The organism is Marinomonas rhizomae (assembly GCF_024397855.1).
Lineage (GTDB): Bacteria > Pseudomonadota > Gammaproteobacteria > Pseudomonadales > Marinomonadaceae > Marinomonas > Marinomonas rhizomae_A.
This window is the reverse complement of record NZ_CP073343.1, coordinates 356,799-382,907: the sequence shown is the minus strand read 5'-3', so window position 1 is coordinate 382,907 and position 26,109 is coordinate 356,799. Positions and strand designations below refer to the sequence as shown.

The following is a 26,109-nucleotide window of genomic DNA, read 5'->3' as shown; positions in this document are numbered from 1 at the left end:
TAATATGTGTCCTGTTGGTAACGCACTCAAACACACATTAGGAGAAACACAATGATCAACACTCAAATCAAACCATTCAATGCAACGGCTTTTAAAAACGGCGAATTCGTAGAAATTTCTGAAAAAGACGTGCTAGGAAAATGGGCCGTATTCTTCTTCTACCCAGCTGATTTCACTTTCGTTTGCCCAACTGAACTTGGCGATGTTGCAGACAACTACGCTGAACTTCAATCTCGCGGTGTTGAAGTATTCTCTGTCTCTACAGACACTCACTTCACTCACAAAGCATGGCACGCAAGCTCTGAAACAATCGGCAAAATCCAGTACTACATGGTTGGCGATCAAGCTGGCAACGTAACAAACAACTTCGGCGTAATGCGTGAAGGCCAAGGTCTTGCAGACCGCGCGACTTTCTTGATTGACCCAGAAGGCACTATCCAAGCCATGGAAATCACAGCTGAAGGTATCGGCCGCGATGCCCAAGATCTACTTCGTAAAGTAAAAGCAGCACAATACGTAGCCGCTCACCCAGGCGAAGTTTGCCCAGCAAAATGGAAAGAAGGCGAAGAAACATTGACTCCTTCTCTAGACCTAGTTGGCAAAATCTAAACTGACTGAATAAAGAACCCAAAAGGGGTCACACCTGACCCCTTTTTACTTTCAGCACAGTAAATCACTCAATCAAACAGGTTTCATCATCATGTTAGAAGCAAACTTAAAACAGCAGTTGGGCACATACCTGCAAAATATCGTTAATCCGATTGAAATTACTGTGTCCACAAACGGTTCAGCAAAATCAGAAGAATTACTTAGCTTAGCTCGCGAAATTACCGAGCTAAAAAGCGACAGAATTACCCTAACGGTAGATGCAAACTCACAAGATCGTGCGCCGCAAATGGCCATTGCGCCAAAAGGCGAAGCAGCACGTGTGCGTTTTGCAGGCATCCCAATGGGTCACGAGTTTACCTCTCTCGTACTGGCTCTATTACAAGCGGGTGGTCACCCATCCAAAGCGGCACAAGAGACCCTAGAACAAATTAAGTCTCTAACATCTAAATTGAACTTTGAGGTGTACATTTCCCTCTCTTGCCACAACTGTCCAGACGTTGTGCAAGCCGTTAACTTAATGGCGGTATTAAACCCTAACATTACCGCGACCATGATTGATGGTTCTTTGTTCCAAGACGAAGTGAACGCACGCAACATCATGGCCGTGCCATCTGTGTACCTAAATGGCGAAATCTTTGGCCAAGGTCGCATGACATTGGCAGAAATAATCAACAAAGTAGACACGGGCGCAGCGGACAAACAAGCTGCTGAGCTAGCAGAAAAAGCACCGTACGATATGCTCGTTGTTGGTGGTGGTCCAGCAGGCGCAGCCGCTGCCATTTACGCCGCTCGTAAAGGCATCCGCACAGGCGTTGTAGCAGAACGTTTTGGTGGACAAGTCAGTGACACCATGGCGATTGAAAACTTCATTTCTGTGAAAGCCACCGACGGCCCGAAATTGGTCGCCGGCCTTGAACAACACGTATTGGATTACGATGTTGACCTAATGAAGCTGCAAAAAGCCGTTCGCCTAGAGAAGAAAGAATTCATCGAAGTAGAATTGGAAAACGGTGCAATACTAAAAAGTAAATCCGTTGTGTTAGCCACTGGCGCACGTTGGAGAGAAATGAACGTACCGGGCGAGCAAGAATACCGTAACAAGGGTGTAGCTTACTGCCCACACTGTGACGGCCCATTGTTCAAAGGCAAAAGAACCGCGGTTATTGGTGGTGGTAACTCAGGTATCGAAGCGGCAATAGACTTGGCAGGTATCACAGAACACGTGACCGTGTTTGAATTTGCCGACACCTTGCGCGCCGACGATGTATTGGTGAAAAAAGCCAACTCATTACCAAACGTTACTATCATCAAAAATGCTATGACAACCGAAGTAATCGGCGATGGTCAGCGCGTTATTGGTTTAAAATACACAGATCGCTTAACCGACGAATCACACCTTGTTGACGTTGCGGGGATCTTCGTACAAATCGGCTTAGTGCCAAACAGCGAGTTCTTAAAAGACACCTTGGAGCTGAGTAACCGCGGTGAAATCATCGTCAATGCTCACGGTGAAACCTCTATTCCAGGTGTATTCGCAGCAGGCGACGTTACCACAACGCCATACAAGCAAATCATCATCTCCATGGGTGGCGGCGCAACCGCAGCTCTAGGCGCATTTGATTACTTGATTCGTAACTAAGCAAACAACTAGAGTTATATAAACCGCCCTCTGGCTTAGCTGGATGGCGGTTTTTTTGTAATCTAGAATTAAGTACAAGTACAATTTTAAGCACTTACTTGTAGGAGTAAAAAATGGATACGCTAAGTTATTCAGCTTTTAGAGCAAATCTTGCCAGCACGTTTGATAAGGTAAATGACGATCATAAGCCTGTGCTCATTACTCGCCAGGGCGGGAAACCGACTGTACTGATAAGCTTGGAAGATTTTCAGGCCTATGAAGAAACTGCTTACTTAATGGCGAGTCCTAAAAATGCTTCTCGTTTAAACACAGCCATTGCGGAAGAGGAAGCAGGCAGAAAACAGACAAGGGAAAGAATTGAGAAATGATGCTATTTTGGACAGAATTTGAATCAAACAGCCAATACAAACGTCAATCTGTATTGGCTTTTCAGAATTTAAGGCCGCATTATTTTGCAGCTTTTTCATCCCATGCTTTTAGCTCTGACTTCGACCAAGAACCATAGGAGGCATTAGGCATAACGATCCAATCGTTACCAAAATGCTTGGCTTCTTTGGCAACTAAGCCGCGTTGGTAATCTGTCGATTCTTTGTTTTTAAATTCAGCAGCAAAATCATGCAGGCTGTCACCAATTAACATAATAATATCGTGGTTTTTACGGGCAATCTCACGACGAGACTCTTTCGACTCGGTATAAAGCAGCACATTATCACTAGCCACTTGAGGCAGGTTCAGTTTTTTCAGCGTCTTAAGCGTGTCTGCTTTGTTCTCCTGAAAACGATCCGAGATATAGTAGATTTTCACGCCTTGCTGCGTGACAAAGTTGATAAAATCTTTTGCGCCTGGGATCAAGGTCGGTTCGCCTTTTTTCTCCCAATCGCTCCAAGTATCCCAAGAAGTGTAATCGTGACAGTTATTTACATCACGAACTAATAATGGCGTATTATCTATGACGGTTTCATCCAAATCCAACACAACAGCTGGTTTTTTATCCGAGTGATGATTCGCTAAAATCTGAATAAAACGCTGCGTGGCAAACTGGTATGCCTGCAACTGAAGTGCCATAACTTCGGCAGATTGCTGCTGATAACGCAATGCCATGTTGTACTCTTTTGCTTTGCAAACAACGTCTTGGTCTGCTGAAAACGCAGCACTACTGCTTAATAAAGGTAACGCTACGAGTAAAGAGGTGGTAATTTTTTTCATAAAACGAACTACTCCTTTTTTGTTTATGAGTAGATAAGGTGACATATTTTTTTATTAAACGCCAATTTAATTACAACTCAAACCTATTCGTTTCATATCTGCGCAATTTGGACATAGACTTCATTTAGAACAACAAAGGCATTATGGGAAAATCATCGCGAGACGCTAATTTAAGGAAGGTGCGAGCAAGTCCTCTTACCTCAGCATGTGGATAAAAGCCTGTTATTCGAGGCGAGTGCCGAATGTGAATAGTGGTTCTATTTTCGAGGTGCTCAACAAAGAATACAGGCTTTTAGACCATGCCCTTCGGGTCTTTAAGAGAAAACGCCACATGTCGTTGCGACTCTTTGAAAGGTACCTACATTCCTTCAGAGTCGCGTCTTATTTGACGATTTCTCTGAAAGACTGAGGCTTAGTAGACTTATTCGCACCTTCCTTAAAGTGGTACATTATTTCTATGACACTATTTCCCTAGCACTCACACAATAAAAATATGAGGTAATCCATGATCACAGCACCGGAGCTTAAACATTTTGCGACGTTAGAAATCGAGGTGGCCGCACCGCAAGAGATTGGTAAAACCCTTCACGGCGAACGTCGCATCATTCCTATCCTAGGCGGCAAGGTCACAGGTGACGGCTGGCAAGGCAAAGTGCTTGCTGGTGGTGCAGATTATCAGCTTATTGTTTCACCAAGAATGTCTCACTTAGATGCTCGCTACGCCTTTGAAACAGACCAAGGTGAACGCATTTACATACACAATGAAGCAATGCGTGTAGCGTCTGCTGAAATAACTCAAAAGATCAAAGACGGCGAGCTCGTGGACCCAAAAGACGTGTATTTTCGCAGTGTACCCAAATTTGAAACCAGTTCAGAGCGCTTTCAGTGGATTACCGAGCGAGTTTTTATTGGTGTCGGCATTCGCAAACCCACATTAGTAGAACTACAAATATTCGAAGTGTGTTAGATAAAAGTTACAACGCTTCCAAATACTCTAACGCTTGTTCTGACTCAATGGGTCGAGAAAAGTAATAGCCTTGCAAATAGGTGACATTAAGATCTCGTAAGACATTGGCTTGCTCTTCTGTCTCGACCCCTTCCACTACAACCTGATAATTTAACTCTTTGGCGATAAGCAGTACGGCAGTAATAATACTGAGCCCGCTGCCTTGTATGGTATCAACAAAGCTTTTATCAATTTTAACGATGTCGACGCCCATATCTTGTATAGAAGATAAAGAAGAGTAACCCGTTCCAAAGTCATCAATAGAAATCTGTACGCCCATTTTCTGCAATGCTTTAATTTTCTGCATTAAACCCAGTTTATCCGAAGCGAAAAAAGACTCGGTGATTTCAATATTCAAGCCGGAAGGGGCAAAATCATATTTTTGGAAGATATTCGAAATTTGCTCGACAAAATCCTCATCTTGAAACTGTGCCACAGAGACATTGACGCACATAGTCAGATTCGGAGATATGAGTTGAAATTTCTTCGCTTGTTGACACGCTTGCTCTAGCACCCACAAACCAATGCTTTTTATCTGGCCATATTGCTCGGCTATAGGAATAAATTGATCTGGTGCTATTGGTCCAAAAGCGCTATTCCAGCGCAGTAAGGCTTCAAAGGCGTCCGGTTTTCCTGTTTTAGCGTTCACAATCGGCTGATAAACAAGTCTTAACTCCTCTCTATCAATCGCTGTAATTAATTGGTCTCGTAAATTAAATTCACGCTGTAGTTGCAAACGCAAAGTCTCATTAAAATAACCTACACTGCCCTGTGCATGGCGCTTTTGTTGATACATCGCCATATCAGCATGCTGAATTAACACCTCTTTACGCTGGCTGTGTTCTGGATAAATCGAGATACCAATAGTGGCACCAATTGTCACTCGATAGTTATGATCAAAATAAGGCTCTGATATTTTTTCAATCAAGTCTCGGGCAAAAGCTGAGGTCTGAGAAACACTCTTATGAGGCAATACAACAATAAATTCATCCCCACCCCAACGACAAACAAGCTGAGATTCGCTGTTGAAATTTTTAATACGGGTGGCTGCCATTATTAAAACTTGATCGCCTATTTCATGACTTAACGTATCATTAATCCCTTTAAAGCCATCTAAGTCGACGAACAAAACAGCGAAGGATTGTGTTTCTGGCTGGTTGTGTATTAATGCATTAAACTGCTCTAAAAATGCTTTACGATTCAAAAGATTAGTGAGTGAATCTATATTTGAAAGCGTAATGAGTGCCTCTGTACGTTCCTGTATTTTTTGCTCCATACTAGATAATAACAGGGCGTTCTGATGTTTGGTGGAAATCACATCGATAGTAAAATCGGCAAATTTAATCGCCTTAATAAAAACGAATAACGCGAAAAAAAGACCAAGAAAACCCAAAGACTGATGCGATGCTTCATCAGAAAGCGTCAGCAATATCGAGTAAGGCAAAAGCAAAACAAGCACATAAAAAGTCGCTAATACTTTATTTGCTGCAAGAATAATCGCTGAACCACCTGCAAAACCGGCGATGACAACCATAGTGCTCGTCAACTCTAGGTCGCTGGCATTTTGATAAAAATACAATGGATAAAAAGACCACATTAATGCAGTCGCAACGGCTCCAACAGAAAATACATACAAGTCGTATTTCGAGTTTTTAGCAAAAAAATGTTGGCCGAAAAAAAAGCATATAGCACGACAAATCATGATACTGACCATGACAAGCCACCAAGTCACTTTTGCGTCCTGATCAATGTTTTTTTCAAAACCAAAAGCCAAAAAAGCACTGGTAATGATGTTTATGAAAAATCCGGCTATTGAATGACTTTTTAGTAAACCAATAGCATCTTCTTTTACTTTTCTATCTACAACTGTTGACATAAATGTCTCTATAATCTGGCATTTTTAAGTAAGAACAGATGATATTAGAGCCAAAGTATCAACATTGAACTTATCAGATAAGTTCAAATAAGTGTATTCCATGACATGGTTTCCATTCTTTAATAGGCATAGTTTAAATCAACACTTATTATAAAGTTTTCAAGATTATTTTATAATAAATTTAAAATATTTTTTATTGAAATAAATAAGGATAAAGAGGGGTTATCTAGAAAATAAATTAGAATCACTACCCTCTACTTAATCCTATTTAAAAAAACTTAATAATTAAGAAGTGAAGAGGTTATTTTGAAAGTCTCATTTTTACACGATCAGAAGTCATTTATTCCTACTATCGCCCAGTGGTATTTCGATGAGTGGGGACATTTATCACCTAACCGTTCGCTCGACGATATTCTGATAAAAGTCACGGCAATGGGGCAAAGTAGAGAGAGTCTGCCCCTATCTTTTGTTCTGCATGACGATCACGAGTTACTGGCTGTGGCAGAGTTGAAGTTCCATGAACACCCTGATTTCCGAGACTACAAGCATTGGCTCGGTGGTGTTTTCGTTCCAGCTAATAAACGTGGGCAAGGTTACTCCAACATGATTCTTCCTTATGTTTTTGATCGCGCTAAAAACCTAGGTATTTCTGCTCTGTACTTGCAATGCGAACAACACAATATTGATCTGTATTTAAAGCATGACTTTGAAGTGATACACAGATTGAATGACAAAGGTGTCGAGAAAGCAGTGATGGTTCTTAAGTTTGAATAGGGAAGAAAAAAACTGTGTAGGTTCTCACACTTAATGCCTCTGCCTGCATTATTCCACACCTTAAATATCCGACCTTAGAATGAAATTAAAATGCTATTCTGGGGTCTGATTAGCGCTGAATACATTCTTTCAACACACTTCAATAAAAGAGACATAGTATGAAAATGTTACGATTTATCTCCATTTTAGAAGGCACGTCGCTTCTATTGCTGCTCTTCATTGCTGTGCCATTGAAACGCCTGATGGATATGCCAGAGTATGTGAGCGTTATTGGCCCGATTCATGGTGGGTTGTTTATTTTGTTTAACATTCTTTTGATGTTAAGTATCTCTCGATATGGGGTTTCTTCAAAACACGCTTTGATAGGGTTTATTGCGTCAGTAATACCATTCGGTAGCTATGTCTTTAAAGCGAAGGTCTTAAATAAATACTAATTCCCCCCTTCCAATAACATTGAGCCAATAAAAAAGCAGAGAAAAAGACCTCTTCTTCTCTGCTTTTTACAGGCGATTCCTAATTTTTAACCACAAACCTTAGTTAGACGGGCGCTTTTAAGCTTGTTCGTTGGTATCCAGCTCTGATGTAAAAGCATCATCGATAAATCTAACAGCATTTCGTAAAGCGTGATCAGCTTCAGGAAGTAACCCTGAAAAAATATGCCAAACGTGAAACATTCCAGGCCATACTTCTAACGTCGTCCTAACTCGGTTTTCACCAAGATGAGAAGCCAGTCGGGTCGCGCCATGCAACATAACTTCATTTTCACCGATTTGAATTAAGGTTGGTGATAATCCTCTAACATCCGCAAAAATAGGTGATGCATCAGGGTTCGTTGGTAACTCGCCAGCCAAGAATAGAGCCGCTAGCTGGTCGAGAAAATCCGTAGTACATATTGGATCAATGCCATTTCTAATTCTGGCGGAAACACCACAGTGAGTCAGGTCTGCCCAAGGAGAAATAGCAACCGCTGCGGCAGGAAGAGGCAGCTTCGCATCTCTGGCTTTTCTCATAATGGTGACGATCATGGCCCCGCCTGCGGAATCACCGGAAATGGCTAAGGTGCGAGGGTCCCCCCCCTGCTCTAGCAAAGCCCTGTAAGCATTGAATGTATCATCTATCGGCAAGGGAAATGGGTACTCAGGTGCTTGTCGATAATCCGGTACATACACTTGAGCACGAAGCTGCTTAGCATAATGCCCAGCTAACCCTCGATAGGCTTTTACGCCGCCATGAACATAACCGCCGCCATGTACATAAAACAATACTCGACCTTCTATGACATTATCTGGTGTGACTAACATGGTAGAAACACCACCTAGATCAACATGACGAAATGAAACGCCTTCTGGTGCAGGAAACAGTTTATCAAGATCATCAACATAACTAGCGCGGGCATCTGGCCAGCTTATGTCACTTTGGCCTGTCATTTTTTCAATAATCGGTGTGGCCGCTTTTATCCAGCCATTTAAAGCATTTTTCGCATTTTCAGGTAGCATAACGTCTCCTTTATGGTATTTTATTCAACAATCCAAATTCTAAGTCATATCTTGGGGAATAGGTTTCTACAGTGAGCATCCAAAAATTCAGCACACACCATTCGACGGGCAGTATCGAGCTAAACACCATGCGTACTTTTGTGGCTATTGCTGAAGCTGGAAATTTTGTCCTTGGAGGAAAAAAGATGGGCTTAACCCGTTCAGCAGCGGGTAAATCATTAGCGCGCTTGGAAGCCCACCTTGGTACACGCTTACTCCATCGCACTACTCGCCGAGTCTCATTGACCTCCGATGGGCAGTATTTCTATGAGAGGTGCACGCAAATACTCAGCGACATAGAGGATGCAGAAAAAAGTGTTCGACAGGATGACATGGAACCAAAAGGCACATTACGCCTCACTGTAACAGCGGCTTTTGGAAGGATAGTGATATTGCCACTCCTCAATAAATTCCTGAAGCAATGGCCCCATTTAGAAGTAGAAATAAGCTTTACAGACAGAATTGTGGACTTGGTAGAGGAAGGTTTTGACCTAGCAATCAGAATGGGAGATATGCCAAACCAATCTTTAATGATTGCCCGCCCCATTGCTAAATACTCTCCTTATATTTATGCATCGCCCACCTACTTAGCAGAAAATGAGATAACAGAAGATATCACCGCACTAGAAGAGCAGCAGCGTCTCATCTATGGGCTGAATCCCAATTCAAGTGCTTGGCATTTACACCAAGAAAATGGCAAGGATGTCACCATAGCAGGAACACAGCGCCTACGTTTTGATAGTGGTGAAGCCGTGAAAGATGCGGCAGTAGAAGGAATGGGGGTGGCATTTTTGCCTTCTTTTTTAGCCGTCGATGATCTACAAAAGAACCGTCTTGTTAAGCTATTTCCGGAGTATTCAGGCAAGGAGATTCCGATTCATGCGATCTACCCTAATCGCAAGCATCTAGCTGCAAAAGTACGCAAGTTCATCGATATGCTCACTATAAACCTACAAAACCACTAAATTTAACGAGATGACTATCGGATAGGGAAATCGAGAAAGACACAAAAAAGGGTTAGAAAAGACCAAACGAGCCCTATCTAACCCTTCTACAGATCTTAAACGGAAGATTTCTTCACAAACTGAGATTTCAGCATCATTTCGCCGCCGCCATCTATTTTGCAATCGATGTCATGGTCGCCATCGACAAAACGCTTAATAGTCGCTTTGGTGCCGATTTTTAGTACTTGAGAAGAGCCTTTGACTTTAAGATCTTTCGCCAACGTCACTTTATCGCCTTCTTGCAATAAGTTGCCGCCCATGTCTTTGATAATAAGAGCATCTTCATCGACCACAACTTCATTCGGATTCCATTCGTGCGCGCACTCTGGACAAATCAACATCGCTTGATCTTCATATACATAAGTGGAATCGCATTTTGGGCAATTTGGAAGACTCATAATTATCACTACCTTCTAACGTAAAATGGAAAATTTCGCGCATTATAACCCTATTTTCGTTATGGTTTTTGTCTGCCAGCAAAAAATTCCGTAAAAACTTTCTGTTGTTCAACAAAATCATCCCACGAGATCAGGGCAAAATAGATTTGCATCTTAATTAAACCAATATTCTCTTAAATACGTACTAAGGTTAATTGACACAATATTGATAGGAAGATGCGATGAAGTTGGGTGTTGTTTGGTTCGGAGAGGATTTACGCTGCGCGGATCAGAATATGCTACGCAGAGCCGCGCAAGAGGTCGATTATCTTGTCTGCCTATACTGCGATGAGCCTCATAATAACCGCCCTAGTCGCTATGCAACACAAGGCATGTCGCCCAATCGTCGCCGTTTTCTAGATCAAGGTCTCCAACATCTAGCATTACAATTACAAGCCTTGGGGCAAACGTTATTTATCAGCACGTTAGATGCTGGCACCAGTTTAAATATACTACTCAATGAAGTACCGATTGCACATCTATACCGCAACCACCACGGCGGCTGGGACGAACAACAAACGCTAAAACGCATCGCCAACCGATATCCTGACGTACACATTCATCTGGACCATGGTTTGAGTCTATTTACGCCCTCTCAACTGCCATTTGATATAGCAAAATTGCCGGATTCCTTTTCAAAATTCCGTCGCTTAGTTGAAAACATAGACGTTTTCCCCCCTCTACCTGCATTGCAAAAACTACCACCAGCACCCGTTTTTAATATTCAGCGAATTCGTCCTTGGAGGCTTAAGAATATAGAAGACGAAAGTGCGTTCACTGGCGGGGAGCAAGCCGCAATTGATCAGCTAAGCGATTATTTCTCGACCAATTTGCCAAGTCGTTATAAAGAAACTCGTAACGAGTTAGATGGTTGGGAAAACTCCACCAAGTTTTCACCCTGGTTGGCACAAGGCAGTTTGTCAGCTAGGCAAATTAAAGCCAGTATCGACGCCTATGAACGCGATCATGGCGCAAGCGAATCCACTTATTGGATCTATTTCGAGCTACTCTGGCGCGAATATTTCCATTGGTATGCAACCCGTTATGGTAAACAACTTTTCTTGCCGGGCGGCTTAACAGGAAAACAAAACCAAGGCAGTTATTACGCTGAGCGTTTTCGAAAATGGAGCCAAGGTAATACGCCTTACCCTATCGTTAACGCTTGTATGAAACAGCTTAATGAAACCGGTTTTATGAGCAATCGTGGCCGCCAAATTGTTGCAAGCTGCTTGATCTATGAATTAGGCATCGATTGGCGTTATGGCGCGGCGTATTTTGAAGAACAACTGATCGATTACAGCGTCGGCCCAAACTGGGGCAACTGGCAATACATTGCGGGCGTCGGAGCGGACCCAAGAGGCGGCCGTCATTTCAATTTGCAAAGACAAAGCGAACAATACGACCCCAATCGGCATTTTATTCATAAATGGCAAGGCCAAGTCTATGATACACAACTGGATTCGGTCGATGCGGCCGACTGGCCAATTTATCCAGCCAGATGAGCGCCCATCGGATGACTGAGGATATTGCGGTAAAACCCGTTGTCGTTTGGCTTAAGAGAGATTTGCGCTTGAGCGATCATCTGCCCCTTGCATCGGCCATTGCGCAGAACAGACCCATTATTCTGCTATACATCTTTGAACCTAGCCTTATCGCTGATCCGCATTACAGCGAGCGCCACTGGCGTTTTGTTTGGCAATCCTTAGAGGATATGAATCACCAGCTTGCCGAGCATGGCGGTCACATACATATAGTTTGGCAAGAAGCCTTATCTGCTCTCGAAGCGCTCCATGACACAACGCAGTTTGATAAATTATTCAGTAGTGAAGAAATTGGCATCGGGCGCACCTTTGAGCGTGATATAGCGGTTAAATCCTGGTGTCAGAAACAAACTATATGCTGGCATGAATCACCAACTGGTGCGGTGATACGACCACTAGATAACAGAAAGAACTGGGATGATGATTGGCAAACTATCATGCGTGCTCCTTTAGCCGACATCAACCTTGAAGCGATAACCTGGTACGACATACAGACTCAATGGCCTTCGATTCCAACCTCATGGCAAACACCACAAAAAGGTATCCACACGGGCGGCCCTACGCTGGCTTGGAAAACCTTAGAGAGTTTTTATGAAGGGCGAGGGAAAAACTATTATCGTTCTATTTCCAGCCCTCTTAGCAGCCGATCGGCCTGTACTCGGCTTTCTCCCTATCTCGCTTGGGGGAATATCAGTATAAGAGAAGTCTACCAAGATTTGCTGTCTCGCTGGAAAACGGCTGGCTGGAAACGCACCCTCATCGCGCTGAGCTCTCGATTACATTGGCACTGTCATTTTATGCAAAAATTTGAAAGCGAATGCCGCATGGAATATCACCCAGTGAATCGTGCTTATGCCAATTTTCCTTATCGACAGGATGATCAGGTCGAGGCCGATTTACTCGCTTGGCAGCAAGGCAAAACTGGCTACCCTCTCATTGATGCTTGTATGCGGGCCTTACACCAAACGGGATACATTAACTTTCGTATGCGCGCCATGCTGGTCAGCTTTTTATGCCATCATCTAAATATTGATTGGCGCTTAGGTGTGCATCATCTAGCAAGACTGTTTCTCGATTTTGAGCCAGGCATACACTACCCACAATTTCAAATGCAGGCTGGCGTTACTGGATCCAATGCCATTCGAATTTATAACCCCGTAAAGCAGGCTCAAGACCAAGATCCAGATGGTGAATTTATCCGTCGCTGGGTACCAGAATTGGCCGAAGTGCCTGTCCCATTGATACACTCTCCTTGGGAAATGTCGCCGATGGAGGAAGCCTTGTATCAATTCAACGTTGGAGAAAACTATCCTGTGCCCATTGTCAGCCTTAAAGAAGCGGCAAAGTCTGCTCGTGATCGACTCTGGGGATACCGTGAACAACCAAACGTTCAACAAGAAAAACAACGCATTTTAGCGACGCATGTGCGTTCGAATAGTGGAAAAAAATCCAGGCCATCGAAAGTAAGGACACCCTCATGAAACCATTCCACACGCTGCGCGTGATTCTTGGCGATCAACTCAACGCTGCGCACTCTTGGTTCAAAAAACATGACCAAGGTGTGCTGTACCTCATTACTGAATTACACCCAGAAGCCACTTATGTGACTCATCATATTCAAAAGCTCTGTGCATTTTTTCTTGCCATGGAACACTTTGCCAATGCCCTAAATGAAAACGGTCATCAGGTATGCCATCTCACCTTAGACGACACTCAGGGAAAAAGCCTAGAAGACGTAATATTGGGTATTGCTAAGCAACATGGCATTGACCGTATCGAGCTACAACGCCCAGATGAATATCGCGTGTTACAACAATATCACTCGCTGATCACAGACTCGACCAAGCCCGCTGTCAGCATGGTCGATAGCGAGCATTTTTTGTTGCCTTTCAACGAAATCCCTAGGCTCTTTCACGCTAAAAATCCCGTTCGCATGGAACACTTTTATCGAAAAATGCGCCTGCGCTTTAATATACTAATGGACGATCAAGATCAGCCGGAAGGTGGCCAATGGAATTACGACAATGCCAATCGCAATAAGCTTAAACCAAAGGACTTAGCCGATATTCCAGAACCTTTGTGTTTTCAGCATGATGTCACTCACCTGCTTGAACGCATTCAACGTCATCAAATTCCATCTATTGGCAAAACGGACTCGATCTTACTGTGGCCCGTATCAAGCCAAGATGCATTGAATTTACTCGCCTTTTTCTGTGACCACTTGTTACCAAACTTTGGTCGTTTTCAAGACGCCATGACAAATCAAACACCCCACAGCTGGAGCTTGTATCATTCACGTTTGTCTTTTGCGCTTAACGCCAAATTGATTAGCCCAAAGCATGTGATCAAAATGGCTATTTCGGCATATCGAGAAAACGACAATATCGACATTGCTCAAGTTGAAGGCTTTGTCAGACAAATTCTCGGCTGGCGCGAATATGTGCGCGGCATGTATTGGATCAATATGCCGGACTATCAACAGCAAAATGTCCTAAACGCTGAACGAGACCTACCAAGCTATTTCTGGAACGGGCAAACCAAGATGAAGTGTCTTGCCAGCGCCATTGGGCAATCTCTCGATTACGCTTATGCTCATCACATTCAGCGCTTGATGGTCACGGGGAACTTCTGCATGTTAACTGAGATTCAGCCCGAGCAAGTCGATGAATGGTATTTAGGCATTTACGTGGATGCGTTGGAGTGGGTGGAATTGCCCAACACCCGTGGCATGAGCCAATTCGCCGATGGCGGTTGGATTGCTTCCAAACCTTATGCAGCCAGTGGCAGCTACATGCAGAAAATGAGCGACTACTGTGGTGATTGCCATTACAAGGTAAAAGAGAAAACCAGCGAAGAATCTTGCCCACTGAACAGCTTATACTGGCGCTTTATGATCAAACATAGAGAACGTCTTGCGAAAAACCATCGCATTGGCATGATTTACGGCAACTGGGACAAACAAGACGACGCCCGAAAAAGCGCCGTCTTACATAGAGCGGAATGGTGCTTAAAAAATATCGAATCGCTGTAAATTTCTACTTTTTACTTTCTGATTGCTCGTTCAATTAGTCTATGCGGCTTCTTGGCGATTAAAGCGTTGTTGCTGCCATTTAACCATTCTTGGCAGTAACAAACCGGCAATAACAATCGCTACGCCTAATAGCTGCAAGTTTGTCACAGTTTGACCGTAAGCAAATGCCGTCAAGGCCGCAAAGACAGGCACAAAATTGAAGAACAAGGAAGCGTTCGCTGCACCTAGCTGCTTCACACCAGAAATCCACAACAAGTAACCACCCACGGTACCAAACACACCAATGAACAATAAGTCTCCAAGCACATAACCACTGATCGCTAAACTTTCTTGTAGTGGATGAACCTCAGCACTAAACGCCGTGACCAAAGAGATCACTCCTAGCCCTGATAACATGCCAACCAAAGTGTAAGGAATCATTGGCATCCAGCGGCTCACACCTTGTGTTAAATAGGTATAAAGGCTCCAGCACAACATGCCTAGCAAGATCATTTGATCACCGTGGTTAAACTCAAAACCCAATAGTCTTTTTAGCTCGCCATTGGTTAACACCAGTAACACACCAGATAAACAAACTACCAAACTAAACACCGCACCGCGAGCGGGCAGTTTGCGCTGTAACAAAGAACCAATAAAAGAGGTGGCCAATGGGCTGAGCGCCATAATCAAGGCACCATTGCTGGCATCGGTTTGCGCCAACCCAGTAAACAAACCAAGGTTTAAACCACCGACACCTATAATAGAAACCCCTATCACCCACGCCCATTGCTGTGCCGTTAGACTAGGCATTGGCGTATTTTTCCATTTCGCATAAATAAACAGACAAATAGCAGCAATAGCAAAACGCCAGATAACTAAGGTGAGTGCATGCACTTCTCCCAATGCATGTTTACCAACAGGGAAACAGGCTCCCCAGAAAAACGTGCATAGTAATAATAACAATACGGCATTCATATTCGACGAACGCTTCATATCTTTCTCCATAAAAAGAAAACTTGAAAATATAAGGCGCAGTGTATAGATTTTGAATACGGAATAAATAGACAAAATTGAGACGATAGATCCCACATATGAAATTTAACTATTCACTCGATGATATGCGTTGTTTTTGCGCGGTTGCTCAACATGGCAGCTTTAAACAAGCTTCAGCTGTGCTGGAAATGCCTCTGTCTACCTTGAGTCGGCGAGTCGCTAAATTAGAAGAAGACTTAGCAATAAGACTACTGAATCGGGATGCCCACAGAGTCCAACTCACCCATTCAGGGCAGCGATATTTCGAAAGGAGCGCGTCTCTTTTTGAGGAATTAGACGATGTTGCTGTGTGCCTTCTACAGGACAACACCCAAGCAAAAGGCACGATTCGAGTTTCTGCACCCGTGAACTTTGGCGTGCATGTTTTAGCTCAGCATTTTAATGCCTTTTTGATCGAATACCCTGACATCCATTTGGATTTGCGACTTTCAAATCAAAACATCGATATTGAGGAAGAAGCCATCGACATCGCGTTTCGTGTCGGTGACCATAATGCAGTCCATTGGATTGGCAGGCATTTAACGAACATTCGCTTTGTTATTTGTGGATCCGTCCATTTAGACCTGTCTAGCATAAATACCCCTCGTGACTTAGAAGGTTTTCCCACTGTATTATGCGCACCTATTTCCACTTGGAAGCTGCAACACACGACATCGGGAGAGATACTAAGTCATAAGCCAAACCATAATATTCGCCTAAAAGTAGACGACATCAGCTTACTTACGCGCGCTATACAAGATGGCCTAGGCATCGGTTTTATGCCAGACTATCATGCACAGCCATTAATCGATTTAGGTGAAATTCGACAAGTTCTACCTGAGTGGAGCAATCAAGCTCGCGGTTGCCAAATGCTCTATCGTGATCGAGATAACATGCCATTTCGGTTACGTTTGTTAATCGATTTTATGCTCAAGCGTTTTAACGATCATCCACTGTATGAATGATCTAAAAGGCCCAGATAAAACCACTAAGCAAACTGATTAACAGATAGCTCCACCATTAAATCACTGCTGATCTTTTCTAGTGCCACTTCCAGTTCTGATAGCGGCAAATCTTTGGGAACAGCCAATACCATATCAGTTTTAAACAGCATGTCAGAACTCATCGGTGCCGGTTCACAAGTGGTCGTAAGCTCTTTGACGTTAACCATCAATGAATGCAGTACTTGGGAAACTTCTTTAACAATACCTGGTCGATCATTGCCAACAACAGACAGTGACAAGGTCGATCCTTCTGTCGCTTTCTTATTTGCCAGCTCAACGGTGACATGCAAACCAAGCTGTTCAAAATTACGCAGTGCATCAACCAGTGCCTCTTGATGTTCCAAGGGCACAGACAAGGTTAAAATACCGGCAAATTTATCCGCAAGATGCGCCATACGGCTTTCTAACCAATTACCGTGATGACGTGAAATAGTATCGGACAAACGCTCAACCAAACCAGGGCGGTCGTCTCCGATAAAACTCAATACAAGATGCTGTGACATAATGTTCTCCATCAATTTTTTTAGAATTATGCAAAAGAGTGACTGCTTTACGCGACGCTATTTATAAAAAATACACTAAATACTCAATATAGACGACTGCAATTCATTTAAAGTCTTTACCACTGAGTTAAAGTATTTTGTTTTTGAATTCGGTTTGAACCTGCCTACGCAAAAAAAAGCCCAATGATGCTGCCGCAACACCCGAGATACTTCCCATGCCAATCGCCCATCTGGCAACAAAAGCATCGGCGATCCAACTCCCCCAAAAGACTCTCCTTTAAACTCGAAGACTACCTAGAACTTTTCGACTTAACAGGTCGAATCGTTCGTCAAGGTAAACGCGACAGTATCGACTAACCTTTGCCCCATTTTACAACGCCTTAATATCCCATCGGAAAACTGGCTCACCATCTCTACGCAGTTTGAACAACAAACTTTCGCTGCTGTCGGTACAGAACTGATCTTATCCAACTACTACCAACATGCAGGCTATAAACGAAGGCCGAAAATCAGCAAAGCAAAACAACTGCTTGCCTAACCTACCTTCTAGCCCTTCCTTTCAATATTGCTTTCCTTGCAAGGTAATCGCACGCCCTTGATTCGGTAAAATCGACGAAATAGCACCCTACCGTGATGATTTAGACACAAAAAAGCCAGTTTTGGTTAGAACTGGCTGACTTAGAAAAACTGATCATAACTGAACTAAGAGTCACTTTTTTAAGGTGCGTGTCCTAATTAACGCCATTTTGATGTTTTAATTAACATGTTTAATTTTTATTCAAGGCTTTTCTAATAAGCCAACATATAGCAGTTGAAATACAGGCTAAGAGTAAAGCTATTATCGACGCTTCAATGAAATCAAAAATAGAGTAATAATGATTGGGAGCCCCTAATGACTTTGATAGGTAGTCCAAAAAAAGTAATGATATAATGAAAAAATAGCAAAGCTCACCCAAAAGCAGTTTTTCATTTTACTTCACCCCTGCATTAGCATGAGATCTCATGTTTTGATAAGCAACTCTTGCCTTAGTCGTGGATGATATGCCTCCAATGTCGCTATGATTGCAATTAGGACAACGTAAGACATGAGATGTTTTAGCTTTTATTCTAGGGTCTCTTTCAACAAAATCTACCCATGGAGCAGGGCCAGAGCGATCACCAGCAATTAAATGAAAAAGTAATCCACTTCATTAGGATCAAATAAAGGGGCAACCATTGCTACTGAATCAAAGAGACCAAGAAACTTAATTTTGGGTATCATAGGGGCTTCTTATGCGATAATAGAGCGATGCCTTATGCCTCTTCTAGTCTGAAAGGACTTTCTTTTAAAAATTTGAGCAAACTCTTTTAACATTAATGCTTGATCGCATGTTCCCTAATATAAATTCAACCTTACAAGACAAAATTTATTTTAAACGCCCAATAAATGTTAGCTTGTCATTGACGGCTAGATCTCGTGGTGTGGTTTGGCTTGCTGCATAGTTTAAAGGTACACCTGCACTTTTATAGGAAAAAGCTACAAGTTCAGAACAAAAGAAGTCAAATTCTGAATTAATTAAATTCTGAAGTTTTGGTAACGGACCTAGAAGCAATGCTCCAGTAACGGATGAACTTAATGCCCCTGAAAGGTCATATTCCTTTCCTATCTGATTACTTGAATACTCAACTATTTTTGATTTCTGCGTTGCACTAAGGTTCGGGTAACGATACACATAAGTGTAGGTGTCATGCTCAATAAGATCGATTATATTATCTCTAATAACTCTTGGATCAATTGCCTCAATTACTTCAGAGTCGCCGATATATATTCTAGCATGACTAAACTTCGAGTTAGTTCCAACCCTTACTGTTGATGATACAGAGCCTTCACTTGTAGATAAAATAATATCTCCTACTTGAAGTTGACCAACGGAAATGAATTTTGTCTCATTTACTACTTCATTAGCTTTCATTTAACTTATTTCCCTGTTCTAGACATCCATTCAATATTTACATTTTTATAGTTAAGATTTCCCTTTATTTTTATTCTTACTATTATTTCCTCTTTATCAATTTTTTTTTCTTTTAGTCTAAAAATTATCCCCCCTGATTGTCCTGAAGGTTTGAAAGCATATTCTATATTAGATGAGCTGGTTGCAACGATCTCAAAATCTATTACTTTTTCAGGGAATTTCTCTGATTTAAATATTGACTTATTATCTATAATTGAAAAGTCTAAAATTTTAGGGTCGCTTCCTTCAAAAGAGACAGTTATGGTTTGCTCTCTATTGATAGCTTCTAACTTGGTATCAAATTCGTACCATTTGTCAGCTTCCATATTCTCTATTTTCGCAATTTCTACAATGTGAGGGTTTCTGAAAATTTCATTGAATGTGTTGCTATCGCATGCAGTGATAAAAAAAGTAGATAGTAGTATAATAATCCGTTTCATTAATAAATCCTTTAAATTTAGGCGCTAATTGTACATTAACGACCTGTCTAATTTTTGTATATATAGAGTTATTTTCTTTTAAATTCATTGTTAGTTTTTTTAAAAATCTGCTTATATATTAGTAGGTTTAATATTAAATTTTTAACTTTCTTCAAAATTCCTAATAACCCATTGGTACGCGAACTGATGGGGTAGCTAGAAAGGTTAAACTCATTCAGCTCCACCGATTGCAGCGGCCATTAGCAAGGCTAAGGATCGCCACAAGTACACCACGTATTAGTTTGGCATCACTGTCGGCTTGAAAACATTTTCTTGGCGTGCAATGAGCCAAACGGGGGTTTTTACAGCCTTTAATCTGATTCTCATCTATTGGACATGAGATTCAAAGAAAAGCGGCTAACAAGGTAGATAAGCAAAGAGTTGCGTGGATAGAATACAAGTGATGGCGTAAAAGATAAGATCAGTGTTCCTAAAACCGGCTCGGTTCTGAGGCTCATAGAGGCAGATCATCTGATGAGATAGGAGCGGCGAATTCCATCTTGAGTTTAGAAAAGATCGGGGATAAGTCTGCGGGTTACTCATGACTTATCCCCGCAATAGCATCATTCAGGTGAGTAAAAGTAGATCTTGCCTGCTGACATGTCGACAGTGACGTGATCAAAAGCGTTGATCATGTTCATACCCATTACAGCTAATGGCTCACCATCAATTTCTCTGCTCGTTTGTGTCACGACAGAGCTTTGCATTGTGTAATCCCCAAATTCAAAATCCTTTTTACAAATTTTGGCTTCATCGCCGACATCAAGTCCTCGCTCTTCAAGTTCAGAGAAGTCAATTTCTTCAGCGATGCAACGATCTTCCAATGAAAAGGGTACAGTGGAGATAGGACTACCTGTCTCAAAACTGACTCGTTCAATACGACCGTTTAGTGGATAAAAGAAGTGCAAGTTTTCACCGTCAAAATCTGCATCGTAAGACACACATTTCTCTGTGCAGGTAATGTCTTCTGGCTGTATCGCGATACCATCTGAATAAAATGAGAATTGATCGTATTGACCAATAAAATCGAAGCCTAAAACACCTACATCTCTATCTTGAGTAACGATTATTTTATTTCGCATACCACTTATATTTGTATTTATATCAATCAATGCAAGGTTGGCGGTTATTTTATTTTTATAAGGGTCAAAGAAATCGAAAGTGGTACTTATAAGGTTTGGAGTAATATCAGCTATACTCATAAATGATGCAGTATCTAAAAATGCCTCAAAGCTTTCGCCACTTCTAGTATGAGATTTCACATAGTGAAGAGAAAAGTCTTCATTTGAGTAGTTAGAAAATATAGTTTCTGACTTCTTTAATGTATTACGAATTTCATTTTTAGAAAAAAGTAATGAGATCTCTTTATTTTTTAACTTCTCAAAAACTTCACATAATGAATCATCGCGATCAGACAAATATTTTTTTTCCTTGAGACAATATTTGTAGGCCTCATTTGATAAAGGTAAACCATTCAAGAATACAATGTCATAGAAATAATTTTCAACATTTAAAGATGTATTTGAGAAAGCAAGCCCAGGAGCAAATAAAATTAAAATAAGAGGCAAAAATTTCATAATATTCCTAAGTACAATTTTTACGTTTGATATTAATTGATACTATTTTTGCATTAATACCGTAATTAACTACTTTATCAGCTTCAACTTGAAACCCTTTGCCTTTACCTCGATACCTTGGTTTAGATACGCTAACGTCATTTTTCCATTCATCAAAAAATGGATTGTACTCTGAGCTGGCTTCTGCTTTACCAAGACTCATATCTAACCCTTTCCCTAAATGCGAGCTAGCCTCAATAGATGCCCTTGCAAAAACTTTTGAGTCTAATCTTTCACCCGGAGTATGGCTGTAACTAAAGCCTGCAACAGCCTGAGTATTGATATCTAAAATTGCTCTTTTATCACGAATCCCCTTATGCCAACCCGCAGTCAGTTCGACAATCGTCATACGACACTGACCCTGCTCATCCGGACCAGTGATCTGATATCGAATCACATCTCTTGCCTGCATATCAGCCTGAAGGATATCTACTGAATCTTTTAATTTAGAAAGAGCTAATTCCCTAGCTTTGCTAGAACTCATGATAACGTCCTTTTAATTAAATACCGATATCGAACTCTATCATCAGCCATTAAACAAAGGCGAGCCATTCAGTTTAAACCTCTCACACCTTTACAATAGATTTTCAGAAATATTACTAAATCCATCAATATGAAAATGGCGCTATGTGCCAATTAAACTGCCATCAAATGATTAGAGAGGATTAGAGATAAGTCTGCGGATTGCGTATGACTTATCCCTGCCACAGCGTCATTCAGGTGAGTAAAAGTAGATCTTGCCTGCTGGCATGTCGACAGTGACATGATCGAAAGCGTTGATCATGTTCATACCCATTACAGCTAATGGCTCACCATCAATGTCTCTGCTCGTTTGTGTCACGACAGAGCTTTGCATTGTGTAATCACCAAATTCAAAATCCTTTTTACAAATTTTGGCCTCATCGCCGACATCAAGTCCTCGCTCTTCAAGTTCAGAGAAGTCAATTTCTTCATCGATGCAACGATCTTCCAATGAAAAGGGTACAGTGGAGATAGGACTGCCTGTCTCAAAACTAACTCTTTCAATACGACCGTTTAGTGGATAAAAGAAGTGCAAGTTTTCACCGTCAAAATCTGCATCGTAATACACACATTTCTCTGTGCAGGTAATGTCTTCTGGCTGTATCGCGATACCATCTGAATAAAATGAGAATTGATCGTATTGACCAATAAAATCGAAGCCTAAAACACCTACTTTTCCACCTTTAGTAAGGATAGTTTTATTCCCAATACCACCAATATCAGTATTCACATCAATTAGCGCTAAGCCTACTGTATTTTCACGGTTATATGGCCCCTTAAAATAAATTCTGTCCTGTAGCATATTAGGATAAATATCTGCAAAGCTAACATATGAAGCCGTATCAATTAAAGCTGTAAAAGACTCCCCTTTATGAGTGTAAGCGTTAACTTGATATCGAGAATAGTCCTCATCAGAATACTCATAAAAAACACTGTCTTTCATCTTTTTTGTTGGTTGAACAAAGCCTTTATATACCCTAGTGGACATTTCTTTACCATTTAAATCTTTGAAAACCTGACACAAATCTAGTTTTGACTTTGATAGGTGTTCTGAATTTTTTTGACAATAAGAAAAAGCCTCTCCTGATAATGTTAAGCCATTTAAAAAAATTATATCGTAAAAATATTTTTGTACGATTTCCGTAGGGTTTGCACTTATAAAAGGTGCATATAGAGACAACGTAAAAATTAGAGCTTTATACATATTAACAACCTAATTACAGTTTTTTCTTATTAAGTTTATGGCTGCAATTTTACCATTTAACTTATAAGATGTTTCGTCTTTACTTTCTATCTCAAATTTTTTTCTCTTAATTTTAAACATTGGTTTTTTGAAGTTCGCAGTCACTTTAGTCCTATCTTGAAAGGCATTATATTCTGCATTTGCTTCTGCTTTAACTAGGGAAGGTGCGAATAAGTCTACTAAGTCTCAGTCTTTCAGAGAAATCGTCAAATAAGGCGCGACTCTGAAGGAATGTAGGTACCTTTCAAAGAGTCGCAACGACATGTGGCCTGTTATTTTTAATAGTAAGCTCTGAAAGACCCGTATGCCTACATGGATGTAGGTAATTAGGGCAATGCAGGAGCAATTGCCGAGGGCATGTTCTAAAAACCTGTATTCTTTGTGAGCACCTCGAAAATAGAACCACTATTCACATTCACTACTCGCCTCGAATAACAGGCTTTTATCCACATGCTGAGGCAAGAGGACTTGTTCGCACTTTCCCTTACATTTAAAATCTTTATAAAACTCTTTTAGCTGGGCTTTAATACAATCAGGGTCACAATGTTTCCCAAATCACCTTTCACCAAAGTCTGTATTCACCGCATTCTGGTGACCCTCTTGTGCAAGGTTAATTGACTGATCTATAGAACAAGATGTTTTTTTGACACTTCATCCGTTTTAGTATGAAGCGTTCCATGGGTGCCATCACTATGGCCCACCCCTTCCGCACATACTGTTGCCGCCTTGTTATGTACTGACTTGCTGTAACCGCATGCCAAACAGATCATCCGCATTGGTCTTACCCGCACTGCTGGTCTTGGCGACGTTTGTGGACAGATAAACATCAAGCCAAGACTCCGCGCCACAATTAAACGCATAGTCATAGAGAATTTAATCCACCATATATACAGAGATGGCTTGGACTTGCTCAAGTAGGCGTTTGGCTTGTTTTTTAAATGGTGCATCTGGGTGAATTATGTAGCTGGATAAGGAGGTCTCTAGTTCCATTTTTAGGTCATTCAGCGGCTGAACTTGATCTGGATTGATGGCGGTAAAGACTTGCCCTTGAAGCTGCTTAAGCCAGCGGTTGAAAGATTTTGGGTTGTCATGCAACGCATCAAAAGTAAGCTCAGGTTCAGCGATAATAGCCTGTAGAATGAGCGGGGAGATCTCTGCCGTCAATGCCCCATCGCGGCGTTCCCACACCGCAATAACGGTGTTGAGCACTGGTAAAAAATCTTTGCTTTGCTCTGAGGTAAGCGCGTTATCAACGTACTCTTGATGGCTTGTCAGCCAATCCATGTTGGCTTCTACTAGAGACTCTGCGCTAGCAGAAAGAGAAGAACAGAAAACAACAGCAGCAAACAGGTGGCGCAGCATTATTCTTCTCCTACGATTGAGTTGGTAATATCGATGGTGATACGGCTAGTGCCGTTAAGATGAGCTTTAATGTCATTGAAAGCATTGCGGCTACTGCCGACCGCAAGATCAGCGCCATCCATCATTTTTACTTTGCCCGGCATCAAACAACCTTCCGTATTGCTATGAAAATTGCCTGGGTGAATAAGAATATAAGTGCGCCCTGGTACATCTTTTAATTCAAATGCATTGGGGTATTTAGGTGACGAGTACGGTGCAATACGGTAGCTGCCCGCGGGAATACGCTGATCTGATCCCTCTTCTGCGGAGTCTGGGCCCGATGGCTCAAGTACGTACCAAGAGCCAGCCTTACCACTAATAGTCAGTACTCCACGGGTGGCGTTAGCAGAGACTTCTTGACGATCCAGTCTTAATGACACTGGTGCGTTTTTCATACGTAAATCCTTCTTAAAACAACTTCAACATTGAGCATCCTAACATTCCCATTCAGGCTGCTAACGCTAGCGCACTATAATTCCCATTTCTTGACACCCACCTACCAAATGGATGAGTACAGCTGACACTTTGCCGACATTACCACGCGTAGGGCGCATCATGTTTAACATGGGCAAATAGCCAAGGGGACAGTGCCATTTAGCCCTGCCCCTTCGCGGATTTAAGCTTGTCGGCTAATTCTGTCAGCTCATCAAGCTCTTGCTCCGCTTCTTGCGTCAACATCTCAAGCAGCATGGCCTCTTCTTTTGGCGATGAACCACCACCATAGAGATATTGCCAGTTTTCACCGTCATACAAGGCGACACTGTTAAGACTGGCCGCCAGCAATAGGCCATGCCCTGCATCCAAACGACGCGCATTTAATGGGCTGATTTGTCCCTCAAAATCATAAGGCTAACAGCTAAAGGCTTCGGTATTTTGTTGTGACACAAACACGCCATTTTCGCTGCCGAAAAATACACGGCCTTGATAAGCCACGGTATCGCAGAATTTTACATTTTTATCCGTATGAAAAACGTCCCATTCTTCACCTCGACCACGTAGGACAATGCCCCATGCACAGCCGATGTAGACATAACCGTCTTCGGCACAGCACACGGAGAAAGGTAATACCTTTTCATCACAGACATCAATATAACGCCACTGCTCACCATCAAAGTGCTAAACATCATTGTGTCCCCCCGCAGCATAAAGATCGTTTTCAGCGAAACCATTCATATCTTTAAAACCGATATCACCATCACTGGGACAACGAATGCTCTCAGAGATACACTCCCAGTTCTCGGGGCCCATCCGCTTAAATATCTTACGGCCACGACCAACGCCATACACTTGGTCATCGACTTTTGCTAACTGATGAAAGCGCGTTTTTGGAGATGGCTGTTTTTCAGCAAACTTATTATCGCCAAGGCCTAGATAATAGCCTTGCCCCGCGTCGTCCATCATTAAACACTCTTTAAGTTCAGTATTAACTAATCGAGTATTAAAAAAAGAATGTCGTGGCCAAACTATACCTCCCCATACAGGCGACTTTCCTTTTTCTTGCCTATCATCCGAATATGATCCCACTTGTGACTTTCCCCTCGACTCGTAATAGTCGAACTCTTCTTCTGGCAAAATTTCTTCGGCGCTTACCCCATAGTAACCTTTGGAAAGAATTACGCAGTCATGTATCGTAAACCCATCAAAAAATCCGCTCTCTTCATTCAAATCATTTTTCGACATA

At 42.0% G+C, this 26,109-nt stretch carries 28 protein-coding genes; 11 read left to right on the top strand and 17 right to left on the bottom strand.

The window, feature by feature from the left end; all coding sequences use genetic code 11:
- Positions 1-51: 51 nt before the first annotated feature.
- From ahpC to KDW99_RS01650, 3 genes are all read left to right on the top strand, one after another.
- A complete protein-coding gene (gene ahpC / locus KDW99_RS01660; protein ID WP_255827604.1) occupies positions 52-609 on the top strand; it encodes an alkyl hydroperoxide reductase subunit C in 558 nt (185 codons plus the stop codon).
- A gap of 91 nt (positions 610-700) precedes the next feature.
- Positions 701-2,248: an alkyl hydroperoxide reductase subunit F gene (ahpF, locus tag KDW99_RS01655; RefSeq protein ID WP_255827603.1), complete on the top strand. Its 1,548-nt coding sequence runs from the start codon at positions 701-703 to the stop codon at positions 2,246-2,248.
- Positions 2,249-2,361: 113 nt separating this feature from the next.
- Complete coding sequence (locus tag KDW99_RS01650) at positions 2,362-2,616, top strand: type II toxin-antitoxin system Phd/YefM family antitoxin (protein WP_255827602.1); 255 nt, start codon at positions 2,362-2,364, stop codon at positions 2,614-2,616.
- 79 nt (positions 2,617-2,695) lie between these two features.
- Here the strand turns inward: KDW99_RS01650 and KDW99_RS01645 are convergent, their stop codons facing one another.
- Positions 2,696-3,454: a 5'-nucleotidase, lipoprotein e(P4) family gene (locus KDW99_RS01645; RefSeq protein WP_255827601.1), complete on the bottom strand. Its 759-nt coding sequence runs from the start codon at positions 3,452-3,454 to the stop codon at positions 2,696-2,698.
- A gap of 505 nt (positions 3,455-3,959) precedes the next feature.
- On the opposite strand from KDW99_RS01645, the gene KDW99_RS01640 reads away from it, so the two are divergent.
- On the top strand, positions 3,960-4,421 hold the full coding sequence (locus KDW99_RS01640; protein ID WP_255827600.1) for a DUF3237 domain-containing protein: 462 nt from the start codon (positions 3,960-3,962) through the stop codon (positions 4,419-4,421).
- Positions 4,422-4,428: 7 nt separating this feature from the next.
- Here KDW99_RS01640 and KDW99_RS01635 read toward each other — a convergent pair whose 3' ends face one another.
- The gene (locus tag KDW99_RS01635; RefSeq protein ID WP_255827599.1) at positions 4,429-6,336 is read right to left on the bottom strand and encodes a putative bifunctional diguanylate cyclase/phosphodiesterase; all 1,908 of its coding nucleotides are present in this window, start codon (positions 6,334-6,336) and stop codon (positions 4,429-4,431) included.
- Between the two features lie 306 nt (positions 6,337-6,642).
- Here KDW99_RS01635 and KDW99_RS01630 point away from each other — a divergent pair, with 306 nt between their 5' ends.
- Together KDW99_RS01630 and KDW99_RS01625 are read left to right on the top strand one after the other, a co-directional pair.
- Entirely contained in the window at positions 6,643-7,110 is a 468-nt protein-coding gene (locus KDW99_RS01630; protein WP_255827598.1) for a GNAT family N-acetyltransferase, read from the top strand.
- A 158-nt stretch (positions 7,111-7,268) separates the two neighbouring features.
- On the top strand, positions 7,269-7,544 hold the full coding sequence (locus tag KDW99_RS01625) for a DUF3817 domain-containing protein (protein WP_255827597.1): 276 nt from the start codon (positions 7,269-7,271) through the stop codon (positions 7,542-7,544).
- A 117-nt stretch (positions 7,545-7,661) separates the two neighbouring features.
- On the opposite strand, the gene KDW99_RS01620 is transcribed toward KDW99_RS01625, so the two are convergent.
- Entirely contained in the window at positions 7,662-8,606 is a 945-nt protein-coding gene (locus KDW99_RS01620) for an alpha/beta hydrolase (RefSeq protein ID WP_114412102.1), read from the bottom strand.
- A gap of 71 nt (positions 8,607-8,677) precedes the next feature.
- Here KDW99_RS01620 and KDW99_RS01615 point away from each other — a divergent pair, with 71 nt between their 5' ends.
- Positions 8,678-9,610 carry a LysR family transcriptional regulator gene (locus KDW99_RS01615; protein ID WP_114412101.1) on the top strand — a complete coding sequence of 311 codons (933 nt, stop codon included), beginning with the start codon at positions 8,678-8,680 and terminating at the stop codon, positions 9,608-9,610.
- A gap of 95 nt (positions 9,611-9,705) precedes the next feature.
- Here the strand turns inward: KDW99_RS01615 and KDW99_RS01610 are convergent, their stop codons facing one another.
- Positions 9,706-10,047 (bottom strand): zinc ribbon domain-containing protein YjdM, encoded by a 342-nt coding sequence (locus KDW99_RS01610; RefSeq protein ID WP_304941377.1) that lies wholly within the window; start codon positions 10,045-10,047, stop codon positions 9,706-9,708.
- A 221-nt stretch (positions 10,048-10,268) separates the two neighbouring features.
- Here KDW99_RS01610 and KDW99_RS01605 point away from each other — a divergent pair, with 221 nt between their 5' ends.
- Genes KDW99_RS01605 through KDW99_RS01595 form a run of 3 tightly spaced genes read left to right on the top strand, consistent with a single transcriptional unit; the run spans position 10,269 to position 14,658 of the window.
- Positions 10,269-11,588 carry a DASH family cryptochrome gene (locus KDW99_RS01605; protein ID WP_255827596.1) on the top strand — a complete coding sequence of 440 codons (1,320 nt, stop codon included), beginning with the start codon at positions 10,269-10,271 and terminating at the stop codon, positions 11,586-11,588.
- Positions 11,589-11,599: 11 nt separating this feature from the next.
- Entirely contained in the window at positions 11,600-13,108 is a 1,509-nt protein-coding gene (locus tag KDW99_RS01600) for a cryptochrome/deoxyribodipyrimidine photo-lyase family protein (protein WP_255827595.1), read from the top strand.
- Positions 13,105-14,658: a cryptochrome/photolyase family protein gene (locus KDW99_RS01595; RefSeq protein ID WP_255827594.1), complete on the top strand. Its 1,554-nt coding sequence runs from the start codon at positions 13,105-13,107 to the stop codon at positions 14,656-14,658. Before KDW99_RS01600 ends, KDW99_RS01595 begins: the two co-directional genes overlap by 4 nt.
- Before the next feature lie 39 nt (positions 14,659-14,697).
- Here the strand turns inward: KDW99_RS01595 and KDW99_RS01590 are convergent, their stop codons facing one another.
- Positions 14,698-15,630, bottom strand: coding sequence for a DMT family transporter (locus KDW99_RS01590; protein WP_255827593.1), 933 nt, complete (start codon positions 15,628-15,630; stop codon positions 14,698-14,700).
- Between the two features lie 98 nt (positions 15,631-15,728).
- Here KDW99_RS01590 and KDW99_RS01585 point away from each other — a divergent pair, with 98 nt between their 5' ends.
- Positions 15,729-16,634 (top strand): LysR family transcriptional regulator, encoded by a 906-nt coding sequence (locus KDW99_RS01585; protein ID WP_255827592.1) that lies wholly within the window; start codon positions 15,729-15,731, stop codon positions 16,632-16,634.
- Between the two features lie 23 nt (positions 16,635-16,657).
- Here the strand turns inward: KDW99_RS01585 and KDW99_RS01580 are convergent, their stop codons facing one another.
- From KDW99_RS01580 to KDW99_RS01530, 12 genes are all read right to left on the bottom strand, one after another.
- Positions 16,658-17,176 carry a glycine cleavage system protein R gene (locus KDW99_RS01580; RefSeq protein WP_255827591.1) on the bottom strand — a complete coding sequence of 173 codons (519 nt, stop codon included), beginning with the start codon at positions 17,174-17,176 and terminating at the stop codon, positions 16,658-16,660.
- 1,406 nt (positions 17,177-18,582) lie between these two features.
- Entirely contained in the window at positions 18,583-19,128 is a 546-nt protein-coding gene (locus KDW99_RS01575; RefSeq protein ID WP_255827590.1) for a YiiX/YebB-like N1pC/P60 family cysteine hydrolase, read from the bottom strand.
- 5 nt (positions 19,129-19,133) lie between these two features.
- The gene (locus tag KDW99_RS01570) at positions 19,134-19,607 is read right to left on the bottom strand and encodes a hypothetical protein (protein WP_255827589.1); all 474 of its coding nucleotides are present in this window, start codon (positions 19,605-19,607) and stop codon (positions 19,134-19,136) included.
- Positions 19,608-20,209: 602 nt separating this feature from the next.
- Positions 20,210-21,223, bottom strand: a complete 1,014-nt coding sequence (locus KDW99_RS01565; RefSeq protein WP_255827588.1) for a hypothetical protein — start codon at positions 21,221-21,223, stop codon at positions 20,210-20,212.
- Between the two features lie 7 nt (positions 21,224-21,230).
- A complete protein-coding gene (locus KDW99_RS01560; RefSeq protein ID WP_255827587.1) occupies positions 21,231-21,746 on the bottom strand; it encodes a hypothetical protein in 516 nt (171 codons plus the stop codon).
- Positions 21,747-21,974: 228 nt separating this feature from the next.
- Complete coding sequence (locus KDW99_RS01555) at positions 21,975-22,988, bottom strand: hypothetical protein (RefSeq protein WP_255827586.1); 1,014 nt, start codon at positions 22,986-22,988, stop codon at positions 21,975-21,977.
- Positions 22,989-23,650: 662 nt separating this feature from the next.
- On the bottom strand, positions 23,651-23,797 hold the full coding sequence (locus tag KDW99_RS20495; RefSeq protein WP_370646893.1) for an HNH/endonuclease VII fold toxin-2 domain-containing protein: 147 nt from the start codon (positions 23,795-23,797) through the stop codon (positions 23,651-23,653).
- 103 nt (positions 23,798-23,900) lie between these two features.
- On the bottom strand, positions 23,901-24,389 hold the full coding sequence (locus KDW99_RS01550; protein ID WP_255827585.1) for a hypothetical protein: 489 nt from the start codon (positions 24,387-24,389) through the stop codon (positions 23,901-23,903).
- The gene (locus KDW99_RS01545) at positions 24,389-24,823 is read right to left on the bottom strand and encodes a DUF5675 family protein (RefSeq protein ID WP_255827584.1); all 435 of its coding nucleotides are present in this window, start codon (positions 24,821-24,823) and stop codon (positions 24,389-24,391) included. The genes KDW99_RS01550 and KDW99_RS01545 overlap by 1 nt, the downstream gene beginning before the upstream one ends.
- A 199-nt stretch (positions 24,824-25,022) precedes the next feature.
- Positions 25,023-25,232, bottom strand: a complete 210-nt coding sequence (locus tag KDW99_RS01540) for a hypothetical protein (RefSeq protein WP_255827583.1) — start codon at positions 25,230-25,232, stop codon at positions 25,023-25,025.
- Between the two features lie 45 nt (positions 25,233-25,277).
- The gene (locus KDW99_RS01535; protein ID WP_255827582.1) at positions 25,278-25,481 is read right to left on the bottom strand and encodes a hypothetical protein; all 204 of its coding nucleotides are present in this window, start codon (positions 25,479-25,481) and stop codon (positions 25,278-25,280) included.
- 63 nt (positions 25,482-25,544) lie between these two features.
- Positions 25,545-26,108, bottom strand: coding sequence for a hypothetical protein (locus KDW99_RS01530; protein ID WP_255827581.1), 564 nt, complete (start codon positions 26,106-26,108; stop codon positions 25,545-25,547).
- Between the last annotated feature and the right edge of the window lies 1 nt (position 26,109).